Below are 20,118 nucleotides of genomic sequence, written 5' to 3' on the forward strand. Positions count from 1 at the left end.
TCCATGGGCAAAGAGAAAGGCTTTGTTACCTTTGATGAGATAAACGAACTGTTGTCCGAAGATATTATTTCTACGGAACTTATTGATGATGTTTTGATGCTTCTTGCTCAATTAAAAATCGATGTTCTTGACAATAACAACAAGAAAAACTCATTACTGTCTCACAGCAATATTGAAGAAGAAAGCTCTGAAAGCGGTGAGGAAGAAGTGAGTGTTGAAGCAGCTATCAGTACCGATGATCCTGTGAGGCTTTATCTGCGTGAAATGGGTAACATACCCCTTTTAAGCAGAGAAGAAGAAATAGATGTGGCTAAAGAAATAGAAGAGGGGCAGCGAAAGGTTATTAAAAGTGTACTTTCTTTTCCCACAACGGCCAAGCAGATTATGGAAATAGCTGAAAATATAAAAATGGGCGAGATGAAATTAAAGGACATTATTGATGTGGATGATGATCTGGACACTGAATCTGATGAAATCGTCGATTATGAAGAGCTTGATGAAGAAGAAATTAAAGTATTAAAAGATGAAAGGGAAATCAAAATAAAAGAGGATTTCCTGGGTGTCCTGGAAGATATTGTTGCACAGCTCAAAGAAAACATTGCTCTGACTAAAAAGATAAAGCAAAGCGATATGAGCATTGACAATATCCTCACTTATAAGCAGCAGATACAGGACTCTGTTTCCGATATTGCCGAAAAGCTTTTGGAGATAAAGGTTAATTATAACAGTATCTGCAAGATAGCTCAGAACATCAAAAAAATGTATGAAGATATTTCCAATGCCGAAGAGGATTTGGTCAAGATATTTAAAATCATAAAACTGGATACTTTCGAACTTCATTACGATCCTGAGCGGGATATGGTATTGGTAAATGAAAAGATAGAAAGCACAGGCCTTCCTGCAAAAGACAGAAATATGCTCAGTAAAAAATTCACCAATGCATATGACAAAATTTGTAATCAATATCATAAAATAGGTCTGGATAAGAGCGAAATGCAGCTGGTATATGAAAGTCTTCTTGAGGGCGAATATGAAACGGAACTGGCAAAATCAAAGCTTATTGAGGCCAACCTGAGGCTGGTGGTAAGTATTGCTAAAAAGTATACCAACCGTGGTCTTCAGTTTCTGGATCTTATTCAGGAGGGCAATATAGGGCTTATGAAAGCCGTTGAGAAGTTTGAGTATCAGAGAGGTTATAAGTTTTCAACCTATGCCACATGGTGGATAAGACAGGCTATAACACGTGCGATTGCCGACCAGGCTAAAACAATAAGAATTCCAGTACATATGATAGAAACGATAAACAAGATGATAAAAATGTCCAGACAATTACAAGTTGAAACAGGAAGAGAGCCGACACCTGATGAAATTTCCGAAAAGATGGACATACCTGTGGAAAAAGTTAAAAAAGTTCTCAAAATAGCCAAAGAACCCGTTTCACTTGAGACACCTATAGGTGAGGATGAAGACAGCAACTTAGGGGATTTTATAGAGGACAAGAAGGCTCTGAACCCCACAGACGAAGTTACCTATTTAAAATTGCGGGAACATACTCAACACATTTTGGACACTCTCTCGCCAAGGGAAGCCAGTGTGCTGAGACTGAGATTCGGGATAGACTGTGCTTCAGACCATACTTTGGAAGAAGTGGGGAAAAAGTTCAACGTAACCAGAGAGCGTATCAGACAGATTGAAGCAAAAGCACTCAGAAAGCTGAGGCATCCGACCAGAAGCAGAATTCTCAGAACCTTTTCAGAATAGATTAAAATCCGCCGTTTGGCGGATTTTTTTTGTTATAAAGGACTTTCTTTTCAAATATTGATTTGGCTAAAAGAGTGAAGTAGTGAGAAAGGGAAATAGAGAAGTAGACAAATTGGGCAGGGGAGCAGCAGAAAAGTTCTTGAAAATTAGTGTTAAAATTTGGTAGTTTAATAGCCTGATACATACTCATTTAACGTTGTTTCTGAATGATTGTTTTTAAGTACCTGTATTTACTTTTTGAACTAAATTAAAAAAGGAGAAAACATTGGACACCAAGATTATTGTTGCGCTTGATTTTCCGGATTATTCAAAAGCTGCAGATCTTGTGACGGATCTCTCTGGTACCGTGGATTTTTATAAAGTGGGACTGGAATCTTTTATAAGCTGCGGAGAAAAACTGATACATTTTCTGAAATCCAACGGCAAAAAAGTTTTTCTGGATCTCAAGTTTCACGATATACCCAACACCGTTGCCTCTGCAAGCCTTGCATGTCTTAAGTATGATATTGATATGCTCAATGTTCATGCCCAGGGGGGCAGTCAGATGATGAGTATCGTAAGCTCCGAAATAGAGAATTATTGCAGCAGACATAATTTGCAAAAGCCTTATCTGATAGCAGTGACTCTGTTAACTTCATTAAGCGACGATCATTTAAAAGAATATAAAATTAATGCGAAAAACACGCTGGAATATGTGGTTGATCTGGCGAAAATTACACAGAGAAACGGCTTTGACGGTGTGGTCGCTTCAGCCAGAGAGGTTTCTGCTATTAAAAATACTTTGGGGAATTATTTTTTAACTGTTACTCCCGGCATCAGACCGGCATGGGCAGCGAAGAACGATCAACAGCGTGTTGTGACACCTTCTGAAGCAAGCAAGCTTGGCTGTGATTATATAGTTATAGGAAGACCTATTACTGCAAGTAAAAAACCTTATGAAGCTGCGGAAAAAATATTGGAGGAATTAAATGACTGACAAGGAAATTATCGAGATCTACAAAAAACACGATGCACTGCTAAAAGGGCATTTTCTGCTTTCATCCGGACTGCACAGCGACATGTATCTCCAGTCGGCACTTGTCATGCAGTATCCGGTTATTGCCGAAAGTATAATAAACGAATTGGTGAAGAAAGTTTATTATATGAATTTTACAACGGTTGTCAGCCCGGCAATCGGAGGAATAAGGTTCGGATATGAGCTGGCAAGGTTATTGAAAAAACGCTCTGTTTTTACTGAAAGGACAAACGGACAGATGAGTTTCAGAAGAGGTTTTTCATTGCAGGAAGGTGAGTCAGTTCTTGTGGCCGAAGATGTTGTTACAACCGGAAAATCCACAAAAGAATGTATAAAAGTTGTAGAAGATACCGGTGCAAAAGTTGTGGGTGTTACTTCCCTGATCGACAGAAGCGGTGGAGATGTGGATTTCGGAGTTCCTTTTATCCCGTTAATAACAGTGGAAGTCAACACATACGAGCCGGGAGAATGCCCTTTATGTAAAGAAGGTATCCCTTTGACAAAACCAGGGAGCAGGGAATTTGTCTGATTTTTACACTAACTACCTCTAACGACCTTTAATTACTTCTCTTATTACGCATCTTGAGTTATGTTTATAAATGCGTAAGTTTTGGAAAGATAGTAGAATTTTTTAATTTAATCAGCTGTTTTTATGTTATATTTAAATGTAAGGTTTAGGTTTAGAAGGAATATTAATGAAAAAGAAGATTGTTACAAATGCTTATTTGTAATTTTATCATTGCGAATGAAAAGGTGCTTTGATGTACAGAATTCTTTATGCTGAAGACAATTTTGAGAACTACAAACTTGTGGAGTTTGTTCTTAAAAAAAATGGGTTCGATGTGAAAAACGCAGTGGACGGTTTGGATGTTATAGATAAAGTAGAGAGCTATAAACCTCATTTGATCATTATGGATATAGATCTTCCCAATCTTATGGGCTACGAGGTGACCTCCTGGTTAAAATCGAAAGAGGAGTATAAAGATATTCCCGTGGTTGCTCTTACAGCGGATTATTCAGGTAATTATGAAGTTGTTTCGAGGATATCCGGATGCGCTGCATATTATTCAAAACCGGTTGATCCTGTTTCTTTTGCCAGAGAAATCAAAAAATTTATAGAAACAGGTCAAAAAAACCCCGATACAAAACCTTTATCAGAGCAAATGTCAAAATCCCTTGAAAACAAAGCAAGGCAGGTACATGACCTTAATAAGCAGTTAAAAGAGTATGAAAATAGGTTCTCAGGCATACTGTCTAAACTTTCGGATATTATTGTAATAACTGACAGAGATTTTAATATCACTTATTATAACAGCAGTGCTATTGAAAAGGAAGCTTTCAGAGAACGTTACATATCCGGGATGAATTTTTTTGAATTATTCAGCTGCGTTGGTATGAATACTGAAGAATTAGGAAAAAAGCTGGAAGAAAATGGAAAACTGTCAAATATCGATATAGAGCTCCAATCTGTGGGCGGAACCGGCAGTTTTTTCCTGGCAAATTTTGACATGACAGATGATGAGGTTGTGATTTCACTGAGAGAGGTAAGCAGTGATGTGAAAAATTTTAATACTATGGATCAAGTGGATAAAATGGCAGGTTTGGGGGTGATTACATCCGGCATCATACATGAGATTAATAATCCTTTGACAGCTATTAAAACATATTTGGAAGTTTTAAAGATGAAAACAAACGATGAAACTTTGAAAGGTGTGGTTGAAAAAATTGACACGGGATTTCAAACTATAGAGAAATTAACGAACAGTCTTTTGGAGTTTGCAAAACCTTCCAGAGAAAAACCTTATCCTATAAATATCAACAATATTGTTAAAGAGGTAATGAGTTTCAGTGAATATGAAATCAGGCGGGGTAATGTTAAAATAAATTTTGATATGCAGGATGATATCCCTGTTTTTAAAGGCACTAAATCACAAATTGAGCAGGTTGTTTTAAATTTGCTTATAAATGCAAATCATGCTGTCTCTAAAAGTGAAAACCCCGAAATCACCATTAAAACTTATGAGGAAGACAGTTGTACAGTTTTTGAGGTTTCAGACAACGGACCGGGAATAAGAGAAGATATAAAAAATAGAATTTTTGAGCCTTTTTTTACCACAAAGGGCAAAGACAAAGCAACCGGGCTCGGATTAACAATGGTTAAGCAAATCGTGGAGAGACACAATGGAACTCTTGACTTTACTTCTGACGATAAAGGGACTAATTTTATTATAAAGTTTGAAAAGGAATAGTTTAGATAAATAATAACAGACACAAATTAAGAGTATTAATCTATGAACAAAATTTTTCTTCTGTGTTTTCATGATAAAAAATACCTTCAGGGTTTATTTAAAGATTTTTCCTGCGATTATGCTTTAGATAAATATGAGGCTTACAGCAAATTAATTGCAAAAAATTACAATGCCGTATTTATTTCTGAAAAATTTCTTTATAGCAACAAATTTTGTATTTCGATTTTTGTTAAGGAAATATGTTCGTTAAAACCGCCTTTGATTGTGATTTCAGAAAATTATTATTTTCTGCCGGATTTGATAAGTGTTCCGGAGAGTGATTTGCCTAAAGTTCTGAACAGTTTTACAGAAGAATTGCTGGAACCCGTCAAACATAATGAATCTGATGTTTTTCAGAACCTTGTTGTCCATATGGAGGAGCTGTTTTTAAATAAATATTTCCATGAAATGATCCTTAAAGGTTTGGAAAGTCTGGATCAGTGTTTTTTAAAGATTATAGAAGTAGTTGATATCGTTCTGCTGCCGGAATTGTTTGTGATAGGCAGAGTCACAAAAGATAAAACAGAATATTTTGTATCCCCTAATAACAGGCTGTCAAAAGATATAATAGATGAAATACTTGTAGAGAATAAACTGACTGAAGGTAAATTAGTTTTAAGAAATGAATTTAAAATAAAAGAAAAACACATCGATATTTCAGAGTTGGATTTTTTTATAAAGAAGAACATTTTGGCGGATGAAACCATATTTACTGTAATAGGTATTAAAAGGCCGGCAGCCGATGAAAATGTCAAAATCATGGCAGAGGCGCTGCAAAACCAGATAAAATCCACAATTTTTTATATATCATCACTTATAAAACAGCAGAAAATGTATATTACAGATTATTTGACAGATATTTATAATCGCAGGTTTTTTGATGAAACGGTAAAAAAAGAGCTTCAAAGAAGCAAAAGACACAGGGAAAGCTTTGTGGTGATTTTTTTCGATATTGACAGTTTTAAGGATATTAATGATAAGTATGGGCACAGTGCCGGGGATCATATTTTGGTTTCACTTACCTCTTATGTCCATTCACTGATAAGAGATTCAGATATTTTTGCAAGATTAGGCGGGGAAGAATTTGGGATTCTGCTTCCTGAGACCGAAGCGGATGGAGGGCGTTTTTTGGCTGAAAAAATCAGAAGAGAGGTTGCAGTAAAAGCCTTTGCTTTTGAATCCTCAAAAATAATCCTTACAATATCAGCCGGTGTGCTCACAGTGAAAAATTTTGAAGATGCTGATTATGATATCATTTATAAAATGTGTGATAATGCAATGTATGAAGCTAAAAGGCTTGGGAAAAACAGATTGGTGGTAAGTGAAATATGAAATTTCTGGATGATTTAAGCAGGCATAACCTCGAGTACGAAATGACTGAATTGGGAGAAAAACCTTTCAGAGGCAGGCAGCTTTACAAGTGGATGTACTCAAAAGGGGTTTTTGATTTGCAGGAAATGACCGATCTGTCTAAACAGCTTCGTCAAAAACTCGGACAGAAATATGGTTTTCGGAAAATAGACGTTATTGAAAACATACAGTCGAAAAAAGACGGATCTACAAAACTGCTTTTGGAGCTTGATGATAGCAACCGGATAGAAACTGTAATTTTAAGAGACGGTGAAAGACTTACGGGATGTGTATCCACACAGGTCGGATGCAGAATGGGGTGTTCCTTTTGCAGTACCGCCAAAATAGGACTTATAAGAAATTTAAAAATAGGGGAGATTGTTAGGCAGATAATTATTATGAACAGACTTCTCTCTGAAAAGAATGAAAAGCTTTCAAATATTGTATTTATGGGAATGGGGGAGCCTCTTGATAATCTTGATAACCTCAATGAAGCCATAAAAATAATACTTGATGAAAACGGACTTAATTTTTCTCACAGAAAAGTAACTGTTTCCACATGCGGGATGGCTGATGAACTAAATAAAATGTATGAAGAGCTGGATTCTCCTGTAAACCTTGCTGTTTCACTTAATTTTACGGACAACGAGACTCGGCAAAAATATATGCCGGTCAGTAGAAAATATCCTGTTGAGGCTTTAATCAGCACTTTAAGAAACCTTCCTTTGCAGAAAAGAAAGCGCATAACTATTGAATATGTGCTGTTGAAAAATATAAATGATAGTCAAATGGATGCAAAATATCTGGTTGAGGTCTTAAGAGGGCTGCCGGTTAAGATAAATCTTATCGTGTATAATGATTCCGATATAGGTTTTAATTCAGCTGCGGATGAAAATGTTTTAGCATTTCAGAAGGTTTTGCTGGATAAGGGTTTCTCCGCTTTTATCAGGAAGAGTCTGGGAAGTGATATTGAAGGCGCTTGCGGACAATTATACGCCAGATACAACAAGAAAATTTAACTCTCCTTACTTAGCGCTAAATTTACCGGTCAGTGTTTCAGAATATCAAGTATTCTTTCCAACTCAGATCTGACTACGCTGATAATATTGTCTTCTGCCGGATTCTGCTTTTTTGACCTTAGATTATCTTCATCCAGCCTTCTTTTGGCTCCCTCTATTGTCATTTTTTCAGTATAAAGCAGCTCTTTTATCTGTTCCAAAGTTTTAAGGTGATCTTTTGTGTAGTACCTGTGATTTGAACCGAATTTAACCGGTCTAAGCTGCCTGAACTCCTTTTCCCAAAAACGAATAATAGACGGCTTCAGACCAGTGATATCGCAAACTTCACCAATTTTATAATAAAGCTTGGCTTTATGCATTTACCTCTTCTTTAAATATCTGGCTGGGTCTGAAAACGACGACCGTTCTTGGTTCAATAACGGTTTCCACACCGGTTTTGGGGTTCCTGCCGATCCTTCTGCCTCTCACTTTGACGTCAAAATTTCCGAATCCTGAAATTTTAACGTTGTTTTTGTTAAGAATTTCATCTTTCATAATTTCAAAAACACTGTCCACAACATCAGATATGTCTTTTTTTGTAATACCTAAAGATTCGTAAATGTTTTCAACTATATCCGCTTTTGTCATAATACACCCCCTGCTTATTGTAATTTTATCTAAATATTTCTTTATCGTCAATAGTTTTCACTAATTATCAATAATTAAACATGCAAATTATTGCTTACTGATAAAACTTCCTAAAAACGGCCGAAATTATGCATTACTAATTCAAGTTTCGCACTTCGTTTTGTCTAGCATTCGCTTCTGGCGAATATATAGAATGTTAAACATATTTACCAGTCTAAAAGACTGGTGCTAGCCATAGGCATCCTTGCGAAACCCTGTGGAAACAGGGTTGTGGCAATCTCAGAATAAGAAAAGTAGAGAGATTGCTTCGTCGTTTTCACTCCTCGCAAAGACGTGAAAACAGTGTAATTGCGAAACTTGGTTTACTAATATAAATTTTTATTTTATCTCTTCTGCAAATTCTTTAGCTTTATTTATACTTTCAAAGCCTTCGATTTTAACATTATATTCTTCATTCATAATATTTTCTTTTTTTATAAAAAATTTACCTTCCCTTTCTTTGGCAAAATTTACTGCTTCGCCTTTATCTGCAAATGTTGCAATTGTTTTAACTTTGATATCGCCTATCTTGATATCAGAATTTACATCTGCCACATACACGCGCCACAGTTGTTTTTCCGTCTGTAACTGTAAGGTTTTTGATACTTTTACACCAAAAGTTTCACTTAATTTTTGCACTTTATCTATTTTGTTTTTATCCAGTCCTTTTACTATAATAACATAAGATTTTGTATTTTGCTGTTCTTTTTTATTTTTTATCGGTTTTATTGAGGATGAAGGCATGTCTGCCCTTGTACTATCTTTTGAAGAACTGGATTTTTTTGCCGCATTTGTTTTAACAGATTTTTGTTCTTTATCGTTTATTTCCCTACTATCATTATCAATGGTAACTGGTATAACCTCTTTTTTTACAATTTGTTCTTTGACCGGGGGACTTTTTCTGGCTATTTCTGTTCGGTCACTTGTCTGAATCTTGCTGTCCATTACGGATATTGTTGTCAGTAAGCTGTACTGGCTCAATGCAAACAGAATCAGCAAAAATAGCAGTACCGGCAAGTAAACTTTTGGGTTTGTGTATAAATTAATAAAAAACTTTTTGAACAGAGCCTTTTTATCTGAAATTTCTGTTTCATTCTCAATCCTGTATATCTCTGAAAAACTTTTATCAAAATATTTAAGGAGATTTATGTCAATCATAGTAATAAAAAGCCTCTGTATAAGCAATTATACAGAGGCACGAATATTTATTATTGCTGTTCAACTTTAGACTGCTCTTTAACTTTTTCCACCACATGCGACGGCGCCTCTTCATAGTGGGAAAATTCAATTGTAAACATTCCCCTGCCGCCTGTCATACTTCTTAGGTCAGGTGCATATTTTAAAATTTCACCCATAGGCACCTGAGCTGTAATATGCTGACCTGTGGTTTGTGGCTCAACATTCTGGACACGCCCCCTTCGGGAGTTAAGATCTCCTATTACTGTACCCACAGTTTCTTCCGGAACGAAAATATCCATATTTACAATGGGTTCCAGAAGTACTGGTTTGGCTTCCATTGCAACCTTTTTGAATGCCATTGATGCTGCAATTTTAAAAGCCATTTCTGATGAGTCCACAGAATGATAAGATCCGTCGTACAAGGTGACTTTAAAATCAATAAGGGGATACCCGGCCAGTACACCTTCCAGCGCAGCTTCCCTGATACCTTTTTCAACAGCCGGAATATAGCCTTTCGGAATAACGCCGCCCACAATTTTATCAATAAATTCTATGCCTCCGCCCCTTTCATTGGGTTCCATTTCAATCCAGACATCACCATACTGTCCGCGTCCCCCGGATTGTTTCTTATATTTTCCCTGCCCTTTGGCACTTATTTTTAAGGTTTCTTTGTAGGGGACTTTAGGGGTTTTCAAGTCCACATCAACGTTGAATTTTTTCTTAAGTTTCTCTGTTACAACCTCTATATGCATCTGCCCCATACCGCTTAGAATCTGTTCTCCGGTTTGTTCGTCTCTGGTGACCCTAATGCCCAAGTCCTCTTCCATCAGCCTGTGTAAACCTGTACTGACTTTTTCTTCGTCTTCTTTGGATTTTGGTACAAGTGAAAAGGATAGAACAGGTTCTGCAAGAGTCACCGGATCTATAATACAGCTCTCTTTCTTATTGGAGCAAAGTGTATCAAATGTTTCTGTAAATTTCAATTTGTTCACCATGGCAATCTGTCCGGCCACAACTTTATCTGTTTTAACGAAATTTTTACCCTGAAGCAGGTAAAGCTGAGTAATTTTTTCCACTTCATCCTTGCTTGCATTGTACACATCTGTGTCATTGGTTATTTCACCAGAATAAACTCTGAAAATAGATAATTTGCCGGAAAAAGGGTCGATAAAAGTTTTGAAAACATAAGCCACAAAATCTTTATTTTCCGGATCCAGCATTACTTCCTCACCGGTTTTCTTGTTTTTGGCAACTTTCTGTTCCCTTTCAAGTGGTGAGGGCATAAAATTTATTATTGATTCAAGCAGAAATTTACTTCCCACATTTTTTACTGCTGAGCCGCATATAACCGGTATAAACCTTTTGGCTATCGTGGCTTCACGTATACCTTTTAAAATTTCTTCTTCGGAAAACTCCTCTCCTTCAAGATACTTTTCAATCAATTCGTCGTCTGTTTCACTGATAGCTTCCAGCAGTTTATTTCTTTGACTCTCTACAGCTTCCTTCATGTCAGCCGGGATATCTATTTCCTTAAATTCTGCAGTTGGCTCACTGGGATATTCATAGGCTTTCTGTTTTATAAGATCTACAATACCCCTAAATGATTCTTCTTTTCCGATTGGCAGGTAAAGGGGAATGGGTGTGATACCGAAAGATTGTTCAATGTCCCCCAATGTGCGGTAAAAGTCCGCTCTTTCTTTGTCCATTTTGTTGACAAAAATTATCTTGGCAAGGTCGAAATCATCTGCAAAATTCCAGACACGCTCTGTTTCGGCTTTAATGCCGCTTATTGCACTGGCAATGACAACAGCTCCTCCAACCGCTGAAAGGGCTGATTTTGTTTCATGGAGGAAATTACCGTATCCGGGGGTATCAACAAGATTAAGCAGATGTTTATTCCATTCAATTGAGCATAATTTGGGATTTATAGTAATCTTCCTGTTTATTTCCACCTGATCAAAATCCATTATACTTGTTCCGTTATCTACACTGCCGATTCTTTTGGTGGCTTTTGCATTAAACAGGATTGCTTCTATTAAACTTGTTTTTCCTGCTCCTCCATGTGAAATAAAAGCTACATTTCTGATGTTTTTCACTTCGTCAACCTGCATACGTTACCTCCCAATAGTTTTGGAGCTTTTTATTATGGTCATAAAAGCTCTGCTTTTATTTTATTAATTCAAGTTTCGCACTTCGTTTTGTCTAGCATTCGCCTCTGGCGAATATATAGAATGTTAAACATATTTACCAGTCTAAAAGACTGGTGCTAGCCATAGGCATCCTTGCGACCGCCCACTTAACGCCTTAAGTGGGCGGGTGGCAATCTCAAAACAAGAAAAATAGAGAGATTGCTTCGTTGTTTTCACTCCCTGCCCTGTTAAATGCCACAGGCAATCAGCGAAGCTGATATTTAACAGGGTGAACAAAGACGTGAAAACAGTGTAAGTGCGAAACTTGAATTATTAATACTTTACTATAAAACTTTTTCATTTACTTTACCAAACATTTTTATAACCTTCAATATTTTTGAGCGAAAATTGCCTTTAACTTCCTTTTTTAATCAGTCTTAACAAATAACAGGCCAATACATCAGTTATATTATAAACCATGATTGATTTTACTGGTATACTTCTATATGATTCGGTTACAATTTATGGAGGTACTATATGAGTGAAGAAAAAGATCCGTGGGGTATGGATAAGTATAAATTTAATATTCCTAATCTCCCCAAGTTTAAATTTAAAAAATCACTAATTCTTCCGATACTTCTCGTTATCATCATAATTTGGATGCTGACGGGAATCTATCTGGTGGATGCCAATCAACAGGCTGTAGTAAAACGATTCGGTGAAGTAGCCAGAGTCGTGGGGCCCGGTCCGCACTATCATTTCCCTTATCCTATTGAAACGGTAAATAAAGCCGATGTCACAGATGTTCACAGACTGGAGATTGGCTATAGAAGCTACGAAAATGGTGAATCCAGACTTATTGAAGATGAAGCGCAGATGCTCACCGGAGATGAAAATATTGTCAATCTGGATGTTATAGTACAGTACAGGATCGGTGATATTGTTAAATATTTGTATAATATACAGGGTGTCGTTTCTACAATTAAGCAGGTGTCAGAATCAAGTATGAGGGAAATTGTGGGTAAACAGAAAATCGATTATATTCTTACTGTTGGCAAAGATGAGATTCAGATAAAAGCTCATGAAATGATTCAAAACATACTCAGGGAATACAATGCAGGTATCCAGATCGTGGCTGTGCAGCTGCAGAATGTTAACCCCCCTGATGAAGTGGTATCCGCTTTCAGGGATGTTGCGAGCGCCAGAGAAGATAAAAGCAGGTTTATTAACGAGGCTGAAGCTTATGCCAACCAGGTTATCCCCCAAGCCAGGGGTACTGCAGCTTCCATGATTCTTGATGCTGAAGCATACAGAGAGGAGAAGGTGAAAAGAGCTTTAGGGGATGCCGATAGATTTAGTGAAATTCTTAAAAATTACGAACAAGCTCCTCAGCTAACGAGAAAAAGGCTTTATCTTGATAAAATGGAAGAGGTTATAGGCAAAAGTGATTTTCATGTTTTTGATTCTCAGATTTCTGACATCAATACATTTATAGGTCTTGAGAATCTTAAAGGGAGTGTGAATAAATGAAAAAAATAATTTCAATCGCAGGTGTCCTGCTAATACTTGCCGTAATGCTTATTGGCGGAGCTTTTTATATTGTGAACGTTGACCAGCAGGTTGTTGTTACTTATTTGGGTAAACCTGTGAAAAACATAAAAAAACCTGGTTTGTATGTGAAAATCCCATTTTTGCAGCAAGCCACATATTTTTCCAAAAAAATACTGGATTATGATGCTGATCCGAGGATCGTGATTACAGAGGATAAGAAAAACCTCCTTCTGGACAATTATTGTAAATGGCGCATTGCAGATCCTTTGAAATTTTTCCAGGCTGTGAGAACAACGAACGGTGCCATGTCAAGACTTGATGATATTATTTACTCGGAAATACGGGTTGAGCTGGGAAATCACACTCTCTCGGAGGTCATTGCTGACAACAGAGCCGAAATTATGAAAAATGTAACAAAAGCTTCTAAGAAAAAAGCAGAAGTGTACGGTATCGAAATTGTTGATGTTCGTATTAAAAGGGCGGATCTGCCCCCTGAAAACGAGAAGGCTGTATTTGCCAGAATGGTTTCAGAGCGGGAAAGAATTGCAAAAAGATACAGATCCGAAGGTAGAGAGGAAGCTAAAAAACTTCGTGCAAAAGCTGACAAAGAAAAACGTATAATCCTCGCTGAAGCATACAGAAAAGTCCAAAATATTAAAGGTGAGACGGATTCCAAAACAATTGAAATATATGCCGATGCATATAGTGCTAATGAATCGTTTTATGCATTTAACAAAAAACTTGAGATTTTTGATTCATTGAGTGAAAACAACAAATATTTTCTGACAACGCAATCGGATATTTTTGAATTATTAGAAAAGGGAGTGAAGTAATCAAACAAATTAAAATAATAAAAAATCTTGTTTGACAGCTTGGTTTAAAAGTTATGCGCTTGACTTTGAAGAGGCTAAATAGTAATATCCCAAGCTATATTTTCAGGAGGTTTTTTAAGTGAAAAAGAGTATTAATGTTGGAATTATCGGTTACGGCACAGTGGGCAGAGGTACACTGGAAGTACTTTTGGATAACAAAGAAGTTATTAAGGACAAAACCGGCTTTACCCTTAATGTTAAAACTGTGGCCGATTTAAAGATTGAGGAAATTGAGGATGATTATCTGGAAAACGTCCCCAACAAAACCACCGATGCTTACGACGTCATAAATGATAAAGAGATTGATATCGTTATAGAGCTGATCGGGGGTTACAGCCCTGCAAAGACCTTTATCATGGATTCTATCGCCAATAAAAAGCATGTTGTAACAGCAAACAAAGCTCTGCTTGCAGTGGACGGACAGGATATTTTTCAGGCTGCAGAAGAAAATAATGTGTGTCTTGGTTTTGAAGGGAGTGTTGGCGGCGGAATCCCCGTTATCAGAGTGCTTAAAGAAGACCTGGCTGCCAATAATGTTAAAGAGATTTACGGTATTATCAATGGAACAGCAAATTATATTCTTACCAAAATGGAGGAAGAGGAAAAGGAATTTGCCGATGTGCTGATAGATGCCCAGAGTCTTGGGTATGCTGAAGCTGACCCCACTTTTGATGTGGAAGGGACTGATACTGCACATAAAATTTCCATCCTTTCATCAATAGCATTCAATACTGTAGTGCCTTTTGAAAATGTTTTTGTGGAAGGTATCTCTAATATCAAATGTGTGGATGTTGAGTTTGCCAAAAAACTTGGTTGTAAGATAAAACTGCTGGCCATTGCAAAAAAGAATGATAACGATATTGAAGTTCGGGTACACCCGACTATAATTCCCCACAACTATATTTTATCCAAAGTTCAGGATGTTTTTAATGCAGTTTATTTTGTATCCGATAAACTTGACAGAACAATACATTACGGGCGCGGGGCAGGCAGTCTTCCCACCGGCAGTGCAGTTGTTTCCGATATTATAACAATTGCCAGGGATATGAAATGTAAATGCCCGTCACGGGTTCCTGTTCTCGGTTTTACAAAAGAGTATAAGTCATATTTTCCTGTAAAGGATATAAATGATATCGAGTCTGCATTTTATCTGCGTTTCAGTGCTGAAGATAAGCCCGGGGTTTTGTCAAAAATAGCCGGAGTACTTGGGAAATATAATATCAGTATCAATTCAGCTATACAACCGTCCCAAACTTCGCCTGGTGAGATTGTTCCTCTTGTTTTTATGACTTATGAAACAATTGGAAGAAATGTAAAAAATGCAGTGGATGAGCTTGATAATTCCGATTTCGTGAGAGACAAAACTGTTGTTATCAGAGTGGAAGGCATATAATATTTACAAGGTGTTTAAATGAAATATTTTGTTTTACTTTGTGATGGAATGGCTGATTACAGAATACCTCAGCTGGATGACCGTACAATAATTGAATATGCAAATATACCTAATATGGATTATCTGGCCAAAAACGGGTCCTGCGGAAAAATACATACTGTTCCCGAAGGCATGTATCCCGGCAGTGATATCTGCAATCTCAGTGTATTTGGTTACGATCCCCGCAAATATTACACCGGCAGAAGCCCTCTGGAAGCTGCCAGTAAAGGGATAGATCTGGATGATAACGATATGTCCTTTCGTTGTAATATTGTAACTTATTCTGAAAATTATTCCAAAATGGATGACTTCAGTGGGGAACACGTTTCCCAGGAAACAGCAGAAAAAATCATCAGGATGCTTAATAAGGAATTTAAAAATGAAGGCTTTGAATTTTACAGCGGTGTCGGTTACAGAAATCTCATGATTGTTAGAAACTGCGACTATAACTTAACATCCACACCGCCTCATGATATAATGGGTAAATATATTAGCGACTATCTGCCCGCCGGCAGAGGTGCAGAAAAATTAAAGGCTGTTATGAAAAGGGCTAATGATATTATAGCAAACATGGAGTCAGAAAATGCAAACGGCATATGGCTTTGGGGGGAAGGCAGAAAACCGCTCTTGGATTCGTTTCAAAAATTATATGGAGTGAGTGGTTCTGTAGTGGCGGCTGTGGACTTGATAAAGGGAATAGGCAAATTTGCAGGACTTGATGTTATTGATGTACCCGGAGCCACCGGTTTTATCGATACAAACTTTGAGGGCAAAGCAAAATATGCTGTAAACTCACTTAAAAATAAAGATTATGTTTTTGTCCATGTTGAAGCACCGGATGAAGCCGGGCATATGGGAAGTGCCGAAGAGAAAATTAATGCTGTTGAGAATATTGATAAAATCATGCTGCCGATTATAATGGACGGACTCAGCAATTTTGATGATTTCAGAATTCTCCTTACTCCTGATCACCCCACACCCATTTCATTAAAAACACATGTTGCCGATCCTGTACCGGCAATAATTTACGGCAGTAATGTGAAAAAGGATGAAAATGTATATTTTTCTGAATTTATAAAACCTTCTTTTGACATCAATGATGGTTATAAGATAGCTGATTATTTTATTAATAAATCGATAATTTAACCCAGGAGGTATACGATGAGCTTGGTGGTCATGAAATTCGGTGGAACCAGCGTCGGCTCAGTAGAGCGGATTAAAAATGTTGCAAAAAGAATAGCCAAACGCAAAGATGAAGGGCACGACGTAGTGGTCACCTGTTCTGCAATGGGCGGGGAAACCGACAGACTTATAAATTTGCTAACAGAAATAAGCCCCAAATATGATCCAAGAGAATACGATATGCTTGTTTCAACCGGAGAACAGGCGAGTATCGCCCTTGTTACCCAGGCATTGAAAGAGATGGGTTATGATGCGATATCCTTTACCGGTCCCCAAATAGGGATGGTTACCGATGGCGCACATTCAAAGGCCAGAATAAAGGAAATCAGTGCTGAGCGCTTGAAAGAGGCGATAAGTAAAGGCAAAATCTGTGTTGTTGCAGGTTTTCAGGGTATTTTCCCGGAGACCGGAGATATAACAACACTCGGCAGAGGCGGTTCAGATACTACGGCTGTGGCAATAGCTGCTGCTATAAATGCGGATGTCTGCGAAATATATACGGATGTTGATGGTATTTATACGGCTGATCCCCGCATTGTCAGAGGAGCAAGAAAACTTGATAAAGTATCATATGAGGAAATGCTTGAACTCTCATCGCTGGGGGCAAAAGTCCTTCAATCGAGAAGCGTTGAATTCGGCATGAAATATGGTGTTGATATAATGGTACTGTCATCTATGGAAGAAAAACCCGGTACATTAGTTACAAAGGAGGATATAGAGATGGAAAAAGTTATTGTTTCAGGTGTAACAGCAGATAAAAATCAGGCAAAAATTACTATAAGGGGTGTTCCGGACAGACCGGGGATTGCAGCTGAAATTTTTGGCAGACTGGCCGAAAATCATATAAATGTTGACATGATTATCCAGAACGTAAGTGTTGAGTTGAAAACAGACCTTTCCTTCACTGTGGCTAAAACAGATCTTTTAAGAGCAATGGATGTGTGTGAAAAGGTTGCCAAAGATATAGAAGCTAAGGATGTTATCAGCGATGAAAAGATTGCTAAAATATCGGTTGTGGGTGTTGGTATGAAAAGCCATGCCGGTGTTGCTGCTGATATGTTCAAAACACTACAGGAAAATAATATCAATATACAGATGATTTCCACAAGTGAAATAAAAATTTCAGCTGTAATTGAAGAAAAATATTCGGAACTTGCTGTCAGGGTATTACATGAAAAATTATTGCCGGAGGGAGAAGATGCCTCATGAAGATAAAACTTTAGTACTTTATGATACTTTACTCAGAGACGGTACTCAGTCGGAAGATGTTAACTTTACCGTACAGGACAAGGTACGGATAGCCGAAGAGCTTGATGATTTCGGAATTGATTTTATCGAAGGGGGATGGCCTGGCTCTAACCCCAGGGATATCGAATTTTTTAACGAAGTTAAAAAATCCAAAGTAAATCCGGCAAAAATATGCGCATTCGGCAGCACAAGAAGGGCGAAAAAAAGCTGTGAGAATGACGAAAGCATTCAGGCGCTTTTGCAAAGTGGAGCGGCCAATATAACAATCTTCGGCAAAACGTGGGATTTGCATGTTACCGAAGCTTTAAAAATATCTCTGGAAAATAATCTGGAACTTATCAATGATACAATTGCATATCTGAAAAAAAAGGTCAGCAATGTTTTTTACGATGCTGAACACTTTTTCGATGGTTACAAAGCCAACCCTGAGTATGCGTTAAAAACGCTTAAGGCTGCTATGGATGCAAAAGCCGATTGCCTTGTTTTGTGTGATACAAACGGCGGGACTATGCCCGATGAATTGGTTGATATAATCAAGAAAGTAAGAGAAGTTACTGGGGATTACCCCCTTGGTATTCACTGCCACAATGACAGCGAATGTGCCGTCGCCAACTCTGTTTTATCTGTCCGCAATGGTATTACACACATTCAGGGAACGATAAACGGATACGGGGAAAGATGCGGTAATGCGAACCTCTGCTCAATTATACCAAACCTTCAGTTGAAATATGGTTATGACTGTGTGGAAGATGAAAAACTGAAAAAACTCTGGTCTCTTTCCAGGCTTGTCAACGAACTCGGAAATCTCAAACACAATATTCACCAGCCTTATGTCGGCAGAGCTGCTTTTGCTCATAAAGGCGGAGTTCATGTAAGTGCTATTTTGAAAAATGCCAGAACCTACGAACATATTAAACCCGAACTCGTCGGCAACACTCAGCGGGTACTTGTTTCCGATCTTTCAGGCAAAAGTAACCTTATGTACAAAGCAAAGGATTTTGGCCTTGAACTCGACAGCAATGATCCAAATATGAACAGTCTGTTGGAAAAACTGAAAGAACTTGAAAATAAAGGGTTTCAATATGAAGGTGCTGAGGCTTCTTTTGAACTTCTGGTTCGTAAAGCTATAGGTAACTTTACAAAGTTTTTTGACCTTTTGAGCTTCCGCGTTATAGACGAAAAAAGAAGTGCCATTGAACCTCCATTTGCAGAGGCTACCGTTATGCTGAGAGTCGGAGGAGATATTGAGCATACAGCAGCAATAGGCAACGGCCCGGTTAATGCTCTTGATAATTCTCTGAGAAAGGCTCTGGAAAAATTCTACCCCAGCTTAAAGACTATGGATCTTGTGGATTATAAAGTACGGATTCTTACCGGTAAAGACGGTACAAAGGCTATAACAAGGGTTCTGATAGAATCCAAAGATGAGACGGATGCCTGGGGCACTGTAGGTGTTGCACAAAACATCATTGATGCAAGTTATCAGGCCATGGTGGATTCTATCGAATACAAACTGTTTAAGGATACGTATAAATAGAGGTTGTTTGATGTAGTTAGATGTTGTTGAAGGTAGTAAGGGTTGTAGGGGTAGTTTAGTTTGGAACTTTGAACCTAGAACTTTGAACGTTGAACCAAACAGGAGCGACAGTGACAATAGGTATTTTTGATTCCGGAGTAGGGGGGCTTACTGTTTTTAAAAGTATTGCCGAAAATTTTCCTGAAGCGGATTTGTTCTATCTGGGAGATACGGCAAGGGTTCCGTACGGCAACAAATCTCCTTCCACCGTAAGACGTTACAGTGGAGAATGTGCATCCTTTCTCATTTCTAATTTTAATGTGGACGCCCTTGTGATAGCCTGCAATACGGCTTCCTCTTATGCAATTGATTTTCTTCGGGAAAAATTCGGCGTACCTGTTATCGGTGTTGTTGCACCCGGTTCTTACCAGGCAGTTAAAACAAGTCTCAACAAAAGAATTGGTATTATAGGAACAAATGGAACGGTGAAAAGCCGCTCCTACTATAATGCAATAAAAAAAATAAACGAAGACATTGATGTGTATCAAAAAGCCTGTCCGCTTTTCGTCCCCCTTGTGGAAGAAGGTAGAATCCATCACGAAATAACGGATATGGTAATAAAAGAATATGTCGGAACACTTCACAGAAAAGGAATAGATACGCTGATATTGGGGTGCACACATTATCCTCTGTTAAAGGAGCGCATAAAATCACTTTTCCCGGATATTAACATTGTTGATTCTGCTGAAGCAATACTAAAAGACATAGAAAACCTGAATATTCCATTTAAAGAAAATGGCAAAAGAGAAATATTTGTAACTGACGACGCGTGCTCATTTGAAAAATTTGCACAACAAATACTCGGAGAAACAAAAATTTCAGAAGTTAATATCGAAAAATAGGGACAGCT

17 protein-coding genes are annotated in these 20,118 nt (G+C 37.7%); 13 read left to right on the plus strand and 4 right to left on the minus strand.

Translation table 11 applies throughout. The annotated features are described in order from the left end of the window. Positions 1-3 precede the first annotated feature (3 nt). The 6 genes from rpoD (at position 4) to rlmN (ending at position 7,433) form a co-directional block, all read left to right on the plus strand. Positions 4-1,761 (plus strand): RNA polymerase sigma factor RpoD, encoded by a 1,758-nt coding sequence (gene rpoD, locus UMU13_RS04395; RefSeq protein WP_442902132.1) that lies wholly within the window; start codon positions 4-6, stop codon positions 1,759-1,761. A gap of 265 nt (positions 1,762-2,026) precedes the next feature. Then, positions 2,027-2,737 carry an orotidine-5'-phosphate decarboxylase gene (pyrF, locus tag UMU13_RS04400; protein ID WP_328217378.1) on the plus strand — a complete coding sequence of 237 codons (711 nt, stop codon included), beginning with the start codon at positions 2,027-2,029 and terminating at the stop codon, positions 2,735-2,737. Further along, a complete protein-coding gene (gene pyrE, locus UMU13_RS04405; RefSeq protein WP_328217380.1) occupies positions 2,730-3,305 on the plus strand; it encodes an orotate phosphoribosyltransferase in 576 nt (191 codons plus the stop codon). Before pyrF ends, pyrE begins: the two co-directional genes overlap by 8 nt. Positions 3,306-3,537: 232 nt before the next feature. Beyond that, entirely contained in the window at positions 3,538-5,025 is a 1,488-nt protein-coding gene (locus UMU13_RS04410; protein WP_328217381.1) for an ATP-binding protein, read from the plus strand. A gap of 42 nt (positions 5,026-5,067) precedes the next feature. Beyond that, on the plus strand, positions 5,068-6,396 hold the full coding sequence (locus UMU13_RS04415; protein WP_328217382.1) for a GGDEF domain-containing protein: 1,329 nt from the start codon (positions 5,068-5,070) through the stop codon (positions 6,394-6,396). After that, positions 6,393-7,433, plus strand: coding sequence for a 23S rRNA (adenine(2503)-C(2))-methyltransferase RlmN (gene rlmN / locus UMU13_RS04420; protein ID WP_328217383.1), 1,041 nt, complete (start codon positions 6,393-6,395; stop codon positions 7,431-7,433). Before UMU13_RS04415 ends, rlmN begins: the two co-directional genes overlap by 4 nt. 29 nt (positions 7,434-7,462) lie before the next feature. On the opposite strand, the gene UMU13_RS04425 is transcribed toward rlmN, so the two are convergent. The 4 genes from UMU13_RS04425 to fusA all read right to left on the minus strand — a co-directional run bounded on the left by UMU13_RS04425 (position 7,463) and on the right by fusA (position 11,389). Then, positions 7,463-7,792, minus strand: a complete 330-nt coding sequence (locus UMU13_RS04425) for a MerR family transcriptional regulator (protein WP_328217385.1) — start codon at positions 7,790-7,792, stop codon at positions 7,463-7,465. Beyond that, complete coding sequence (locus UMU13_RS04430) at positions 7,785-8,060, minus strand: integration host factor subunit alpha (protein WP_303701791.1); 276 nt, start codon at positions 8,058-8,060, stop codon at positions 7,785-7,787. Before UMU13_RS04430 ends, UMU13_RS04425 begins: the two co-directional genes overlap by 8 nt. A 378-nt stretch (positions 8,061-8,438) precedes the next feature. Further along, entirely contained in the window at positions 8,439-9,257 is an 819-nt protein-coding gene (locus UMU13_RS04435; protein ID WP_328217388.1) for a hypothetical protein, read from the minus strand. A gap of 50 nt (positions 9,258-9,307) precedes the next feature. Then, positions 9,308-11,389 (minus strand): elongation factor G, encoded by a 2,082-nt coding sequence (gene fusA / locus UMU13_RS04440; RefSeq protein ID WP_328217389.1) that lies wholly within the window; start codon positions 11,387-11,389, stop codon positions 9,308-9,310. Between the two features lie 555 nt (positions 11,390-11,944). Between fusA and hflK the strand changes: the two genes are divergently transcribed. From hflK to murI, 7 genes are all read left to right on the plus strand, one after another. Continuing rightward, positions 11,945-12,937 (plus strand): FtsH protease activity modulator HflK, encoded by a 993-nt coding sequence (gene hflK, locus UMU13_RS04445; protein WP_328217391.1) that lies wholly within the window; start codon positions 11,945-11,947, stop codon positions 12,935-12,937. After that, complete coding sequence (gene hflC, locus UMU13_RS04450) at positions 12,934-13,791, plus strand: protease modulator HflC (protein ID WP_328217392.1); 858 nt, start codon at positions 12,934-12,936, stop codon at positions 13,789-13,791. Before hflK ends, hflC begins: the two co-directional genes overlap by 4 nt. Positions 13,792-13,909: 118 nt before the next feature. Beyond that, a complete protein-coding gene (locus UMU13_RS04455) occupies positions 13,910-15,223 on the plus strand; it encodes a homoserine dehydrogenase (protein ID WP_328217393.1) in 1,314 nt (437 codons plus the stop codon). Between the two features lie 18 nt (positions 15,224-15,241). Continuing rightward, on the plus strand, positions 15,242-16,408 hold the full coding sequence (locus tag UMU13_RS04460; protein WP_328217395.1) for a cofactor-independent phosphoglycerate mutase: 1,167 nt from the start codon (positions 15,242-15,244) through the stop codon (positions 16,406-16,408). Between the two features lie 15 nt (positions 16,409-16,423). Then, positions 16,424-17,653, plus strand: coding sequence for an aspartate kinase (locus UMU13_RS04465; protein ID WP_328217397.1), 1,230 nt, complete (start codon positions 16,424-16,426; stop codon positions 17,651-17,653). Further along, positions 17,643-19,229 carry a citramalate synthase gene (gene cimA, locus UMU13_RS04470; protein ID WP_328217398.1) on the plus strand — a complete coding sequence of 529 codons (1,587 nt, stop codon included), beginning with the start codon at positions 17,643-17,645 and terminating at the stop codon, positions 19,227-19,229. The genes UMU13_RS04465 and cimA overlap by 11 nt, the downstream gene beginning before the upstream one ends. Before the next feature lie 110 nt (positions 19,230-19,339). Continuing rightward, positions 19,340-20,110: a glutamate racemase gene (gene murI / locus UMU13_RS04475; RefSeq protein WP_328217399.1), complete on the plus strand. Its 771-nt coding sequence runs from the start codon at positions 19,340-19,342 to the stop codon at positions 20,108-20,110. Positions 20,111-20,118 lie beyond the last annotated feature (8 nt).

Source organism: Flexistipes sp. (assembly GCF_036172515.1).
GTDB lineage: Bacteria > Chrysiogenota > Deferribacteres > Deferribacterales > Flexistipitaceae > Flexistipes.